Below are 16,130 nucleotides of genomic sequence, written 5' to 3'. Positions count from 1 at the left end.
TAAGGCTTTAGCCACATTTATCTTGTTAATTCTTTTACATCTCTTACACAGCGGAAACCAACAGTGGCATTGCGTTCAAAACCCTGTGAAACTCGCAATAACTTTTGTCGGTAAGTCAAAGGTTGCGGACCTCCCTGCACATACCACCAACTGTCTTTGGCTTTAAAATAACTTCCGCCTTTTATCATGATGAAATTGTAACTGCCGTTATCATAAACATCGTTGGTAAGTTGCCAAACTGAACCCACAAGATCTTCCAATCCCCATGGATTGGTTCCTTTGGGGTACTGGCCAACAGCTTCGTATTTTCCGTCTCCCGGATTACAAAGTGTGCTGTCAACTCCCTGCAGGTTTTCCACGGTGAGCGTGTTGGTTACAAATACCGATTCTTTCTGAATGTTGTTATCCTTCCCCCAGGGCCACTCACGATCCGGCTCACCGGCCTGTGCAGCATACTGCCATTCTGTTTCTGTTGGGAGCCGTTTCCCTGCCCAACGGGCATAGGCCTGTGCATCTTCGTAACTTACATTTATCACCGGCTTGTTTTCGTCACCTGATTTTATTTTTCCATCCTTCCAGTGTTTCAGGAACTGTTCAGAGTCGGCAGGTTTGTACCTAGTTTCATCTAAAAAGGTTTTGAATTGAGCGTTAGTCACCGGATGAATGTCCATCAGAAACGCATTTACCTGAATCGAATCGGAATATAATTTTTCTGGATATGGAATAAACGAATCACCCAGTTTCTCTTTTAACAGTAATGTACCGGCCGGTATTTTTACCATGCCTTCAGGAACCGATTTCGACTTTTCGGTTGCATGAACAGTACTGATCAGCCGCGCAGAAGCCGCCGGAAAGTTGATTACATTTTCATCAATTAATTGGTTTTCATTATCGAAAAGCTGAACAACAAATTTTCCTTCCGAGCGACCAAATTCACTTAATAAGTGAAGGATTTGCTGGTGTGTTGAATAATCTTTGAAAGTTCCCTGATAAGACGGTATCCCCGCCCAAACACGAATGTATTTACCGGAGTTGGCACTAAAACGGAGTTCATCGGCGGGCAGATTAAATGAAGTATTCAATTGCTTTTTAAACCGTGCAACCACACCTACTGAGCCCTCGTTGTTACTTCCCAGCCATTTTTTAGAAAAGGCATCCACATCAGCTTTGACAAAGTGTTTGCCATCTATCTTCGCCAAATCGGCTTCTTCATGACTCCAAAGATCTACAAAATGAAAATCATCGTCCGGACTGACTTCAAAAAGTGGATCGAATACTCCTTCAGGTCGAAGGTTGTAAATCGTATAAATGGTTTTATCCTTGTACGGCCACTTATTTACATAAACATTGTCGAGCAAGGTTGGTATTAGCGGAGTGAAATCAAAATCTGTAAAATTGAAGGCATTTTCGCGTTGGATCATCAGGATTTGCGCAAGATTCTCCCATTGTTCATCGAGCCAGTAAGGACGGCCGGGAGAATAGAGGTTATTTTCGGTTCCGTAACCGTTAAACAGCGAAAGGTTGTATTCCCTTTTTATGCGTTCTTTGCCAACTTCAACTACTCGAAAAATCGCAAAATCGGGTTTGATCAGTTTATTCAGGTTGAGCATGGGGCAATAGTAAAGTGCATTGTGCACACGTCCGCTTACAATTCCCTGCATATCTTTCGGAACGGCCATTCCTTCGCTGTACATAACCACTCCTTTTTTGCCTTTGTCGGCAGCATTTCGCAGTTGCTCACTTGACGCTCCCGAACAATCCAAAACAACACCATCAGCATCAATTTCCTTCACCATTTTGCTCATTCCGTCATAAGGATCTTCGCTACGTGTAGAGGTATCCCAGGGATTAAATGCGATAAATAAATGCGAGTTATTTTGGTGAGTTAGCGTGGCCAGGCTGTTGAGTTTATTTATTCCACCGGGCATGGTACGAAACAGGTCCCACTGATTGCGTTGATCAAGTCCTAAAGTTGGCCAGGTGGGCCATAAGCCATAAATTTCTGCTCCGCCCAATACTTTGTTGTTCATCTCAATAAAATTAGGGAGCGTGTATTTCCCGGCTTCGGCATCGTAAAAATTATGATCCCAGGCCATCATCGCCTGATTTAGGTAGGAATGCCTGATCCAGGCCAGGTCATCGCGTTCAAAAAGTGTGTTGTTAAAAGTTCCCGGTTCAACATCGTACAGCATCCTGTTCTGAAACGTCAGCCGCAGACCTTCCTGCCAGTCTCCTTCAAACAAATCAGCATAAAAAGTATAAGCGACACTGCCCCCCGGGTACAGAACTGTTTCAAACCGTCGCCTGCTGCCGTTTGTAATGCTTTCCCGGTCCCTGCGCGTCAGAGCACAAATCTTTCTGCCATCTTTCAGTTCTCGTTCGTTGTAACCAAGTTCCCAGGCATTGTCGGGTACGATCACATTCACCGCTTCATAACCGGGACGGAATAAATAGGTCCGGGAAAGACCGTGATCGCCTTTTCCTGTGATGTATACCGATTTTTCATCCGGGCCAAAAGGCAACACATTGGTCAGCCACAAGGTGTCGGAACTCTTGTTCTTAAAATTGATCGTTCCTTTGGCCCCGAATTCGTATTCCTGAAACTTTATTTGCGTAGAAAAAGGAGAGTTGCCATTATCAGTGCCTGCACGAAACATCTGTTTCTGGCCGGGTTGGCCCGGTGAACAGACTTCGTACGAAAATAGTGGAGTAACTTCGTTTAAATCGATTGTGTTCCCATTTGAATCTGTTAGCTGAACAAACCGTTCATTTTTATCCGAATCAAAATTCAGTTTTTGCAGGTGCTGAGCATGGGTGAAAAGGGGACTAAAACAAATGAAAAATGCAAGATATGCAGAAATGAATTTGCCCACGTTGTTTAGTTTAAGTCAGTTTATTACAAAATCCGGATTGGATCGCTTTAGCGATTTTTTAAGCGGTTTCCGGATATAAGTTCTTAAAGCTAATTTTTCCTCCTTGCATTTAAAAGTAATTCCCGGAAATTATTTCAGGCAGTTTCAAATAGAGAAAAGGCTCTTTTTTATGGTTTTTGATATTCTGATTATAAATGTTTTGGTTTAAGAATAACTTCCTCTAATTTTATTGAATTCTAATAGTTTAAACAAAACACCAGCCTGACAACCTATGAAACCAAAAATCTGTTTTCTGCTCGTATTTATTTTTTGTGGCTTTGCTTTGCAGGCCAAAGATTATAAAGCTTCATTTTTCGGAATCGAATCCAATGGCACAACATTGAACACGCGTTCCATTCAAAAAGCAATTGATTACATTCATGAGAATGGTGGTGGCCGGCTTGTTTTTTATGTGGGCAGGTACCTCACCGGAACGGTTTATCTGAAGTCGGATGTGACAATCCAGTTGGAAGAAGGTGCAATTCTTGTTGGATCAACCAATCCTTTTGATTATGATCGGCACGGCTACTGGACTTCGTTGATCTTCGCTTTTGATCAGCAAAACATCGGGATTACCGGCAAAGGGGTTATCGACGGGCAGGGTTATAAAGTGGCCAACAATGTTTTGTCGATGATTCACCGTGGAGTAATTAAAGATCCCAACGATTTGTTGTATGATCGTCCGAGGGAAGGAATACGCCCGCAGAATATCTATTTTAAAGGTTGCCGGAACGTAACGATCAGTGGGATTTTTTTAAAGGATCCGGCTAGTTGGAATCAGCAATACGATCAGTGTACAAATGTGTTGATCGAAAATATTACAGTCGACAGTAAATCGTATTGGAACAACGACGGTGTTGATATTGTGGATTGCGACAGTGTTATTGTCCGGGATTCATATTTTGATGCAGCCGACGACGGAATATGCCTGAAATCGCACAGTGCCGATCATATTTGCCAAAATGTTTTTATTCACAATAATACCGTCAGAACAAGTGCCAACGGTATTAAATTCGGAACCGCGTCAAACGGAGGATTCAAAAATATCCGCATCATCAACAACACGGTTTTCGACACCTACCGTTCGGCAATCACTTTTGCGGCTGTCGATGGTGGTTTTGTAGAAAATATTGAAGTTGATAGTTTGAAATCGCTGCATACCGGAAATGTGATCTTTCTGCGCATTGGCGAACGCAAACCGGGGAAAAAGGGGAGGATGGAAAACATCAGCATTAAGAATGTTTATGCTGAAGTTCCGGCCACCAAACCCGATGCAGGTTACAATTACGAAGGGCCGGTTGAAGATCTGCCCAGAAATATCTCGCCGGCTGCGATTGTTGGCATGCCAGATGTCGCGATTAAAAATGTTCGGCTCGAAAATGTAGAAATTCATTATCCGGGAGGTGGTAATCCGCTGTATGCCAAAGTTGGGCTCGATGAGTTGGATAAGGTTCCCGAACTGGCTGAAAAATACCCCGAGTTTTCGATGTTTAAGGAACTACCGGCCTGGGGCTTTTACATTCGGCATGCTCAGAATATTGAATTCGACAATGTTCAACTGATCTGCGAAAAAGAAGATTACAGAACTGCAATTGTACTGGATGATGTAAAGGGCGCTTCTTTTAAATCGCTCGAAGTTGAAGAGCCGGGAATCGCTAAAGAGCCGGTTTTCTCACATCGGTCATCCGACGTAAAAACCGAATAAAGCGGAAATTCCATGAAGTTCCGTGGGGAAAGAATATTTTGGAGCCCCAAAAAATGAAACGGAGGCCACGTTGAAGAAGATCCGACGGTCATTCTGCTCGAAATGCTGGCACCGAACCTTAACCGACACTACTGCTTTCAGTCCGATCATCGCTGAGATATCGATTTGAATATTGATTCATTGTGCTGCACGCTCCGGAAGAAATACCACTTCGTAACGAATAAGAGTCTTAAGGAGAGGCCGCATTCTCTGACCGGTCACCGAATTTTTATCCGTCTCATTTTTGAATACCACTGAATCTATTTAAAAAGTCTGAAACAGGAAGTTCTGTTTCGTTACTAAGGATTAGTCATATTCTCTGTGATTGCTGTAGGCAGGCTATTGCGAAGCCGTGTTCTCAGTGTAAACGGATTAAAACAACCATTCGAAAATTATCGTCAAAAAATTAATCGATCTATGCAAAATCCGGGTTATTGATTATTAAAATGATAGTTTTAGTAAAGATTCAGGGGTTATTACTCCTGAATCTTTATTTTTATACGCATTAGTTAGCTAAAAACCTTTAACTATGAAAACGAACTACCTTATTCTATGCTGCCTTATTGTTACAATGGCCTGGAATAGAGGCTTTGCACAAAAAGTAAATGATGTAACAACTCCGCTGCATCTCATGCAGCCCGATTATCCGCATGCTTACGGAGCACCTCAAACCAAGGACATTGAACAGGTAATATCCAGGATTTACGCTTATCTCGACGAAGTTACTCCGGCGCAACTGGTTGATCGAACATCAGGCGAAGTGATTTCGGATTTCTCGAAAGCTGATCAGAATAGTATTATGAAGCAGGGCGATTTTCGCCTGAACAGTTATGAGTGGGGTGTAACTTATGCGGGAATGCTTTTAGCTGCCCAACAAACCGGTGATGAAAAGTATTCGGAATATGTAAGCGAGCGACTGGAGTTTTTATCGAAAGCACTGGCAGCCTTTTCCAAATTCGAAAAGGAAAATCCGGATGTCAAATTCCAGCTTGAACGTTCGCTTCACCCGCATGCTTTGGACGATTGCGGGGCCATTTGTGCAGCTATAATAAAGGCAACGCGAGCCGGAAAAGTTGAAGGAACAGACTGGCTGATCAACAATTACATCGATTACATCAGCAATAAGGAATTTCGTTTGAAAGATGGAACGTTGGCACGTAACCGGCCACAGCCCAATTCAATTTGGCTCGATGACCTCTTTATGAGTGTTCCGGCCCTGGCTCAAATGGGAAGCTACAGCGATGATCCCAAGTATTTCGACGATGCGGTGAAACAGGTGCTGCAATTCGGGAAACGCATGTTTAACTACGATAAAGGCCTGTTTATGCATGGTTGGATTCAGGAAATGGAGGAGCACCCGCAGTTTCACTGGGCACGGGCTAACGGCTGGGCAGTAATGACGATGGTGGAATTACTGGAAGTATTGCCGGCTGATCATCCGGGACGCGATCAAGTATTGGATTTGTTGAAGAGGCACATTCGAGGACTTGCCAATTACCAGGATGGAACCGGTTTCTGGCACCAGCTGATCGACAGAAACGACAGCTACCTCGAAACTTCGGCAACTGCCATTTATACCTATTCCATAGCCCGGGCGATTAATCGTGGCTATGTTGATGCTAAGGTTTACGGACCAATGGTGTGCCTTGCCTGGAATGCCGTGGCCAGTAAAGTGAACGAAAAAGGACAGGTGGAAGGAACCTGCGTAGGTACCGGAATGGGTTTCGATCCGGCGTTCTATTACTACCGTCCGGTAAACGTGTTTGCTGCTCATGGTTACGGTCCCGTTCTACTGGCCGGAGCCGAAATGATGGAACTGGTAAATTCGAACGACATTCGTATAAACGACAGCGCTACCATGCTGTATAAGGAAACCAAGTCTCAATCCTGGAACTTCGATTTTGGAAAAGGAAAAGTTAAACAAGGATTCACACAGGTTACTACTGAGACGATCTACTCGGATAAAACAGGTTTTGGAATCGTTTCTTTTGGAGAAATCAATTCCTTCGAACAAAAAAACATTGACGATGAACTTTTGAGTGACGGATTAAGTTCGGAAGCACCCTTTTATTTTCAGCTCGACCTTCCCGAGGGGCGATACAAAATTACCCTTGCACTTGGTAGCTCCGACGATGAATCGGCAATCACCGTAAAAGCTGAATCACGTCGTTTGATGCTTGAAAATATTGAAATTGATAAAGGTGAAACGCTTACAAAAACAATGGTTGTGGATGTGCGTTCGCCCCAAATAAATGCAACTGAAAGTATTCGGCTAAAATCGCGGGAGTTGCCTTATAAGAATTGGGATAAAAGTTTGAGTTTGGAATTTAATGGCAAAAATCCTTCCGTTCGATCTATTCAAATTGAAAAAGCCGATGACTTGCCGGTAATTTTTCTGGCGGGTAACTCAACGGTAACCGATCAGGAAAACGAGCCCTGGGCTTCGTGGGGACAAATGTTTCCGCGTTTTCTGAAACCTGAAATTGTTGTTGCTAATTATGCTGAATCAGGTGAAACACTAAAAGCATTCAGAAGAGAAAATCGCCTGAAGAAAATTCTGAGCGTGATGAAGCCGGGCGATTACCTGTTTATGGAATTTGCGCATAACGATCAGAAACCGGGGGGAAATCATGTTGATCCTTTTTCGACTTACCAGGAAGAATTAATGTACTTTATTAACGAAGCGAGAAAGAGGGGTGGTAAACCTGTTTTGGTGACCTCAACAAACCGGCGAAAATTTGATGCTGAAGGAAAAATAGAGAATACACTTGAAGCGTATCCTGATGCCATGCGACAACTGGCAAAAGAAGAAAATGTTCCGTTAATCGACTTAAATGCAATGAGTAAGGATTTTTACGAAGCGTTAGGTGTTGAGGGCTCGAAAAAGGCTTTTGTGCATTATCCTGCCAACACATTTCCAAACCAAACAGAACCTTTGGCCGACAATACGCACTTCAATCCATACGGAGCTTATGAACTTGCGAAATGTGTGGTGCAGGGAATTTTAAGCCAGAATCCGGATATGGAAAAATATGTTTTAGATGATTTTGGTAAATTTGATCCCTCAGAACCCGATCCGTTTGAAAGTTTCTTGTGGCCCGATAGTCCGTCACTTGAGTTGCTAAAACCGGACGGTAACTAATTTTGTAAAAACTTAACTTATGAAACAAGCATGTAAAATAGTTATGCCCCAAAGGATAATAAAATACATGCGAGTTCCATACTATACCTTTGAGAACAAACAATTTTAATAGTATGAATAAACACAAACTATTTCTTTCAATTATGCTGGTCGGCTTGTTGTTTTCATGTTCTACCGAAAAGAAAAGTGAACTGGTACAACGACTTGAAGCAATATTTTACAGCGATTCTTTTGCGAAAACTCCTGATGCCGTTTTCAATGTGGCAGATTTTGGTGCGGTTGCCGACGGGAAAACATTGACAACCGAAGCCATTCAAAAGACAATTGATGCCGCTGCAGACGCAGGCGGAGGTAAAGTTATTTTTCCGGCAGGAACTTATTTGTCGGGGGCCCTTTTCGTCAAATCGAATGTAGAATTGAACATCGGTGAAGGTGTGGTAATTCAGGCTGTCCAGGATAACAACGAATATCCGAGATTATGGACCCGCATTGCAGGAATTGAAATGAAATGGCCGGCAGCGCTTATCAATGTTTACGACGAAAGCAATGTACGTATTACCGGTAAAGGCGTGATCGATGGCAATGGAAAATACTGGTGGGATAAATTTTGGGGCGATCCGAAATATACCGGCGGAATGTGGGGCGAATACAAAGACAAAGGCATTCGCTGGGCCGTGGATTACGATTGCGAACGCGTGCGCCCGGTGGTTATTTGGGAATCGGAAGATGTGTTGCTAAAAGATTTTACAGTTAAACGCGCTGGGTTCTGGACCGTTTCACTGACATATAGTACAAGGGTTCATGTTGACGGCGTGATTGTACGCAACAATATTGGAGGCCACGGACCAAGTTCCGACGGGATCGATACCGACTCGTCGAAAGATATTTTGGTGGAAAACTGCGACATTGATTGCAACGATGATAACCTGTGTATAAAAGCAGGGAAAGATGCCGATGGACTACGCGTTAACCGCCCGGCAGAAAACATAGTTTACCGCAACTGTATTACACGCTCAGGCCACGGCTTAATCACGCTTGGTAGCGAAACATCAGGAGGAATGCGAAACATCGAGGTTTATGGATTGAAAGCCATTGGAACCAATATTGGCATCCGTTTTAAATCGGCAAAAGTACGCGGCGGATTGATCGAGAACATCTATTTCCACGACATTGAAATGAAAGATGTGGCGAATCCTTTTCATTTCGAACTGAATTGGTACCCTGAATACAGTTATTGCACCATTCCCGATAATATTCCTGAAGAAGAAATTAAAGACCGGTGGCGGGTACTGAGCCAGCGCGTAGAACCTGAAGAGAAAGGCATTCCTGAATTCAGAAATATTACGCTGAGCGACATAAAAGTGGAGAATGCCGAACGGGCTTTTTATGCCAATGCCTATCCCGAAAAACCGATTCATGATATCCATTGGAAAAACGTTTCTGTTGAAGCCAAAGAAAGCGGAAAGTTGACCTATGCCAGTAACTGGACCATGGAGAATGTTCTGTTGAAAAGCGGAACCGGAAAGCCTGTTGAATTAAAGAATTGTGAAAATATTGAGCAACCTGAAATCGTGAAAACTGAAAAGCCACAACCGGAAGAAAAAAGGGAGTTGACTTTGGATGAACAGATTGGTAGTATCAATAAAAATGCCGATGTGGTTATTATCCCCGTTAATCCAAGCGCAAATCAGGCACTGGCTAATGGCGATACCACGGAGTTTTCAGAAAATATACAGGTGTATGTATTAAAAAATGAGGATGCAGCCCTGAGCTATTATGAGCCCCTTGGTGATGGATTCTACTACACTCCGGTGGAAGTTGCTGTTACAAACAGCGGCAGAACGATCGAAATAAAAGGGCAGAAGGAACACCGCTACACTTTTAGTGTTAACTACGACAAGAAACCCGAAAACATTGAAGGAGCCGATTCGTGGAAATACGACAACGACCGGCAGCAGATTACGATTGATAAAAAAGGAAAATCCTTTATTTTACAGCTTAACTAAATTTTAAAAACCATCTTGACTATGACTAGGATTCGATTAATACTGGCAGTACTTTTTTTTAGTTTGATTGCTTTTCACGGAGAAGCACAACCCGAGACAAAGCAGATACAGTACCTGTCGGGGACCGATAATGAGAACACCGTAACCTGGGATTTCTTTTGCACCGCAGGCAGAAACAGTGGATTCTGGTCCTCAATTGAAGTGCCCTCGCATTGGGAACAACAGGGATTTGGTGAATACGATTACGGTCGCGATTACCGAACCTATGGTAAAAAATTCAGGTTTTCAGAAGAGAGCGGAAAGTATAAACACAATTTCGAGGTGCCGGGGGACTGGAAAAACAAGGCGGTTTTTATCGTTTTTGAAGGCTCAATGACCGATACCGAGGTGAAAATCAACGGTCAACTGGCTGGTCCGCTTCACCAGGGATCTTTTTACCGTTTCCGCTACGATATTTCCGATAAACTGAATTTCGGGGAAAAGAATGTTCTTGAAGTAACAGTGAATAAGTGGTCGGCCAATCAATCAGTAAATCGTGCCGAACGCTATGCCGACTACTGGATTTTTGGAGGGATTTTCAGACCGGTTTACCTCGAGGCGATTCCGCAACAAAGCATCGATCGTGTAGCCATCAACGCCCAAGCCGACGGAACCTTCGAAATGGATGTCTTCGCGTTTGGAATAAATAAGAAGCAAACCATAAAGGCTCAAATTCTGGATGCTGCAGGAAATGTAGTTGAGACCTGTGAAGCAGTTGTAAACAAGGGCGATTCGCTGGTGCGCATGTCGTGCAAAGTGGACGATCCTAAACAATGGACGGCCGAAACTCCAAATTTGTACAGCGCAAAAGTTCAACTAGAAAACGGGAGAAATTCGGTGTTTGAACTTTCGCAGAAATTTGGTTTCCGAACCATCGAAATACGTCAGGGCGACGGAGTTTATCTGAATGGTGTAAAAATCAAAATGAAGGGCATCAACCGGCACGTTTTCTGGCCCGAAACCGGCAGATGTGTTAATCCTTCGCTCGATCTTCAGGATGTAAAACTAATCAAGGAAATGAACATGAATGCCGTTCGTTGTTCGCATTATCCACCCGATCAGTCGTTCCTTGATCTGTGCGATTCACTGGGCCTGTATGTGCTGGATGAACTGGCCGGCTGGCAAAATTCTTACGATACTGAGTCGGGAGAAAAGCTGGTGCGCGAAATGGTGATCCGCGATGTAAATCATCCGTCCATTATTTTCTGGAGCAACGGAAACGAAGGAGGTACCAACAAAGAACTCGACGACGATTATGGTATTTACGATCCGTCGAAACGCCCGGTTATTCATGCACATCACCGCCCGGGAAATGATTTTAACGGCATCGATTGCAACCACTACGAGAACTATTACAGCTCAGAAAAAATACTCAATGGAGGTTTGATCTACATGCCCACCGAATTCCTGCATTCCCAGGACGATGGTGGTGGGGCAGCCGGATTGAGCGATATCTGGGAGTTATTCTGGAAATCGGAGCGATCAGCAGGTGGATTTACCTGGGTATTTTCCGATGAAGGAATCGTACGAACCGATTTGAACAATATCATCGATGTGAACCGTGTGAATGCTCCCGATGGAGTTTTGGGGCCACACCGCGAAAAGGAAGGCAGCTTTTATGCCATGCGAGAGATTTACTCGCCGGTTAAAATTTTCATGGAAAAGCTTCCGGATGATTTTGATGGTACCATCGAACTTGAAAACCGTTATCATTTTACCAACCTTAACAAAATTAGATTTACCTGGGAACTGGTTTCGTTTATGTGGCCGCAACAGCGCGGTGCCGGACATAAGGTGATGAAATCAGAAACGATCCAAAGCCCCGATGTTGCACCGGGACAAAAAGGGGAATTAAAGGTTGAACTTCCTTCAAACTATAAAAATTACGATGCACTTTATCTACGTGCAGTTGATCCGGCCGGCGACGAAATTTTTTGCTGGAGCTGGAAAACAAACGAAAACACCAATCAGGTCCTTGGTTTGGTTGAGAAAAGCCTTTCAGATGAGGAGCAGGAGCAACTGAAAAAGCTAAAAGCACAGGGTATTGAAGAAGACAATATTCTACCCATTAGCGCTAAAAAAGGCGACACTTCGATCAGTTCTGAAGTTGAAGAGAAAGAAAATGACGAAAGTATTTCATTAAAAGCTTCCGGAATAACTGTTGTTTTCAGCAAAGAAAACGGAACGATCTTAAAAATCTTTAACGATTTTGGATTACCGATTCCGCTGAATAACGGACCGGTATTGGTGAGTGGCGAATCAAAACTGACTGATGTTTCAAAAACCGGTAAAGACGATGGTTACGAACTTCTTTTCACATACGATGGCGATTTGAAATTTGTAAAATGGACCATGTACAACAGCGGCTGGCTGCAGCTGGATTATGAATACCAGGTGGAAGGCGAACAGTATTTTACCGGAATCAGTTTCGATTTCCCGGAGTCCGATGTGATCGGCGCGAAATGGCTGGGTGATGGACCGTCGCACGTATGGAAAAACCGCTCGAAAGGTGGTACGCTTGATGTGTTCGAACGCTTGTATAACAATGTTTTGCCGGGCACAAATACCTGGGATTATCCGCAGTTTAAAGGTTATTTTGCCGATGTGTCGTGGATGGAATTCAATACAGTGGATGGAAAATTCACCATGGTGGCGCAGGAAGATGATCTTTTTGTACGACTTTTTGATTTCTGGGGAATCTCAGGTCCAAAAAATTACCCGGAACTGCCTGCCGGAAACATTTCCTTCCTGGACGGAATTCCGCCGGTTGGAACCAAACTGGCAATGGGCATCAGCAACGATACCTGGAACCTTGGTCCCGAAGGAAAGCTGAATGTGATGGAAGAACCGGTAAAACGTACTTTGTATTTTTATTTTGGATTACTTCAGTAATTCGTTAACGAATAAATAATTAAGTGGAATGAGATTAAGGAAAATAGCCGCCGTTATAATTGTTATAGCTCTGTTTTTTGCTTGTCAGAGTAAGAGGGAGGACAATAAAAAGATAACCATTTATACCATTGGCGATTCAACTGTTAAAAACGGACAAGGCGACGGTGCCGGTGGTTTGTGGGGCTGGGGCGATCCACTGGTTCAGTATTTCGATACTGCCACAATCAATCTCGAAAATCACGCACTTGGCGGAACCAGCAGCCGGACCTACCGCGACAAGGGTTTGTGGCAGCCAGTTCTCGATAAACTCAAACCCGGTGATTATGTTCTGATGCAGTTCGGCCACAACGATGCAGGTCCTGTAAACGATACTATCCGTGCTCGTGGCACGATACAGGGAACAGGCGATGAAACCGAGGAGATTGATAACCTGCTCATCGGTAAACATGAAATCGTTCATACCTATGGTTGGTACATGCGGCAATTTATAAGGGAGGCGAAAGAAAAAGGAGCGATTCCGGTTGTTATGTCACCCATTCCGCGAAACAACTGGAAAGATGGAAAAGTACCGCGCAACAAGGATTCCTATGGCGGATGGGCTAAAACAGTTGCCGAAGAAGAAGGTGCTTTTTTTATCGATCTGAATGAAAAAATGGCCTCGAGAATGGAACAGCGTGGCGAGGAGAACGTTACCGAAGTCCTGTTTTTTAGCCGCGACCATACACATACCTCTGCAAAAGGAGCTGTTCTGGCAGCCTCACTAATTGTTGAAGGATTGAAAGAATTGGACAAATGCAAGTTGAAAAATTATTTGTTGGAGAATCCAAAAATCTCTTTCCCGGTAAAAAAGAAAGTATTCATCATTGGCGACTCAACGGTTGCCAATGGAAAAGACAACATTATTGGCTGGGGACGCGAGTTGGGGGCATTTTTGGATACCAGCCGCATTGAAGTGATCAACAAAGCCCGTGGAGGCAGAAGTAGCCGCACCTATATGTACGAAGGACTTTGGGACGAAGTACTTGCGCAATTGAATGAAGGCGATTTCCTGCTGATTCAGTTTGGACACAACGATGGCGGAAATATCGATAAAGCCAAATACCGTGGCTCGCTAAAAGGAATGGGAGACGAGACGCAGGAGATACTCAGAAACGACTCCATTCCTGAAACTGTTCATACCTACGGCTGGTACATGACAACGTATATAACGCAGGCAAAAGAAAAAGGCGTTTCGGTGATTGTGGTCTCGATGATCCCAAGAAACATCTGGCACGATGGAAAAGTGGAACGTGTGGACGATAGTTACGGTGGCTGGGCCAAGGAAGCGGCTGAGAAAAACGAAGCATTTTTTATCGACCTGAACAATGTGGTTGCAGATAAATACGAGCAAATGGGACCGGAGAAAGTGAAGGCTTTTTTCCCGGGCGATCATACGCATACCAATGCCGATGGGGCAAAATTCAATGCAAAAACACTTGCTGAAGAAGTTCGTAAGCTTCGAACATGTTCGCTAAGAAGATATTTGAAATAAGAAATTAGATGGCATTGTCCATCTTCAAAACCCAGGAGAATATGAAAGCGCTTGAAATGAATAAAAGATTCCGGTTGATGATGCTGATAGTAGTAGTTACGTTGACCGTTTCGTATAATTCGAAAGCCCAGGATGCGCGCGAGCGGTTGTATAATTATGCCGTATTGCAACCCAATCATGTTCCAAAACCCAAAGTTAAAGGCTGGGCCGAAACCAGGATCTCTGAAAAAATAGACCGGGGACTGGTAGCATTTAAAGTCAACGATGGCATTTATTTAAGCTGGCGTTTGTTGAATACTGATGCCGAAAATGTTGCTTTCGATATTTATGAGAAAAAGGATGGACAACAAGCCCGCAAAATAAATTCGGAACCACTTATTTCGACCACTGATTTTTTTGTTGACAACGCTGACACTACTTCTCAGTTTTATGTTACGGCAGTAGGAACAGATGAACCTTCGAAAGTCGCAAAAGTCAGTAATTTGTCCTACAAAACTATACCTTTTCAGGGAGAATATATGCCCGACCGGGTGGCTGTTGGAGACCTGAATGGAGACGGAGAATATGATTTTGTGATTAAACAGCCGGGTGGGAGAGTCGATCCCGGGGTTTGGCGAAAAAGCCCCGACACATTTAAACTGGAAGCGTATTTAAGCGACGGAACATTTTTATGGCGCAAAGACCTGGGGTGGAATATTGAGCAAGGAATCTGGTATTCGCCCTTTGTTGTATATGATTTCAATGGTGACGGAAAAGCGGAAGTAGCACTAAAAAGCGCACCAACCGATGCGGATTACAGAGACGAAGACGGACGTGTTTTCGATGGTCCCGAGTATTGTTCGGTACTTGATGGAATGACAGGTGAAGAGATCGACCGTGTTGACTGGCCGGCCCGCAATCCCCGTTTTGGCCGTTACAACCGCAATAACCGTAACCAGATGGGAATGGCTTACCTCGATGGAAAAACTCCGGCTTTACTTGTTGCCCGCGGAACCTACCGTTTAATGATGGTAGATGCATACCAATTGAAAGGTAACAAGTTGGAGAAATTATGGCGTTGGGATGGCGATGAGGAAAATCCGGTGATTCGTTCGCAGGGTGCACACAGCTTGCATACTGTTGATGTGGATAAAGATGGCAGGGATGAAATTGTGTTGGGTTCTGCTGTAATCGACGACGATGGAACACTTCTGTTCTCTGCCGGCGTTGGTCATTCCGACAAATGTTTTGTTACCGATATCGATCCGAATCGACCGGGAATGGAAATATTCTTTGCCAATGAAGTATGGCACGATACGGCGGGAGTTTCCATGGTTGACGCCGCTACCGGTGAACAGATCTGGAACATCAATCACTACACCCGTCATGTTGGCAACGGAATGGTTGCAGACATTATGCCCGAAATTCCGGGATTGGAATGTTTTGCCTCTGAAGATTCAAAAGCCGGGCTTCGCGATAAGTATATGTTATCGGCATCGGGCGAATATTTGGCCCGTAACCTGGGTGTACCGCAATGCACGAACTGGATTTTCTGGGATGCCGACAAGCTTCGTGAATCCATCGAAGGATCGGGTTTTGGAAGGAGGAGCTCTCGTGGCCTTTCTATTGTAAAATATCCAACAGATACTTTAACAACCCAAATTCAGGGAGCGATCATGATGATGGCGGATATATATGGCGACTGGCGTGAAGAGCTAGTTACTGTTTTGCCGGGAGAACTCAGGGTTTACTCAACAACTATTGCGGCTTCCGATCGGCGCACTTGCCTGATGCAGGATCCGCTCTATCGTTCCGATGTTGTACACCGGTCGATGGGCTATTTTCAGCCACCTGTAACCAGCTACTATTTAGGAGAATAATTAAA

The 16,130-nt window shown here is 44.0% G+C and carries 7 protein-coding genes; 6 read left to right on the top strand and 1 reads right to left on the bottom strand.

Going from position 1 to position 16,130, the window contains the following annotated elements; all coding sequences use genetic code 11:
- Positions 1 to 17 precede the first annotated feature (17 nt).
- Positions 18 to 2,873 carry a formylglycine-generating enzyme family protein gene (locus tag HFD85_RS19855; protein ID WP_167613771.1) on the bottom strand — a complete coding sequence of 952 codons (2,856 nt, stop codon included), beginning with the start codon at positions 2,871 to 2,873 and terminating at the stop codon, positions 18 to 20.
- A gap of 271 nt (positions 2,874 to 3,144) precedes the next feature.
- Here HFD85_RS19855 and HFD85_RS19850 point away from each other — a divergent pair, with 271 nt between their 5' ends.
- The 6 genes from HFD85_RS19850 to HFD85_RS19825 all read left to right on the top strand — a co-directional run bounded on the left by HFD85_RS19850 (position 3,145) and on the right by HFD85_RS19825 (position 16,125).
- On the top strand, positions 3,145 to 4,617 hold the full coding sequence (locus HFD85_RS19850; protein WP_167613769.1) for a glycoside hydrolase family 28 protein: 1,473 nt from the start codon (positions 3,145 to 3,147) through the stop codon (positions 4,615 to 4,617).
- Positions 4,618 to 5,185: 568 nt separating this feature from the next.
- Positions 5,186 to 7,798, top strand: coding sequence for a glycoside hydrolase family 88 protein (locus tag HFD85_RS19845; RefSeq protein WP_206082039.1), 2,613 nt, complete (start codon positions 5,186 to 5,188; stop codon positions 7,796 to 7,798).
- Positions 7,799 to 7,911: 113 nt separating this feature from the next.
- Complete coding sequence (locus tag HFD85_RS19840; RefSeq protein ID WP_206082038.1) at positions 7,912 to 9,804, top strand: glycoside hydrolase family 28 protein; 1,893 nt, start codon at positions 7,912 to 7,914, stop codon at positions 9,802 to 9,804.
- 21 nt (positions 9,805 to 9,825) lie between these two features.
- The gene (locus HFD85_RS19835; protein WP_167613767.1) at positions 9,826 to 12,735 is read left to right on the top strand and encodes a glycoside hydrolase family 2 protein; all 2,910 of its coding nucleotides are present in this window, start codon (positions 9,826 to 9,828) and stop codon (positions 12,733 to 12,735) included.
- A gap of 28 nt (positions 12,736 to 12,763) precedes the next feature.
- Complete coding sequence (locus HFD85_RS19830) at positions 12,764 to 14,266, top strand: rhamnogalacturonan acetylesterase (RefSeq protein ID WP_167613765.1); 1,503 nt, start codon at positions 12,764 to 12,766, stop codon at positions 14,264 to 14,266.
- A gap of 56 nt (positions 14,267 to 14,322) precedes the next feature.
- A complete protein-coding gene (locus HFD85_RS19825) occupies positions 14,323 to 16,125 on the top strand; it encodes a rhamnogalacturonan lyase family protein (protein WP_167613763.1) in 1,803 nt (600 codons plus the stop codon).
- Positions 16,126 to 16,130 lie beyond the last annotated feature (5 nt).

Origin of the sequence: Maribellus sediminis (assembly GCF_011799805.1) — a bacterium.
GTDB lineage: Bacteria > Bacteroidota > Bacteroidia > Bacteroidales > Prolixibacteraceae > Draconibacterium > Draconibacterium sediminis_A.
Note: the sequence above shows the minus strand (reverse complement) of the source record. Positions and strands in the feature narration are given on the sequence as shown.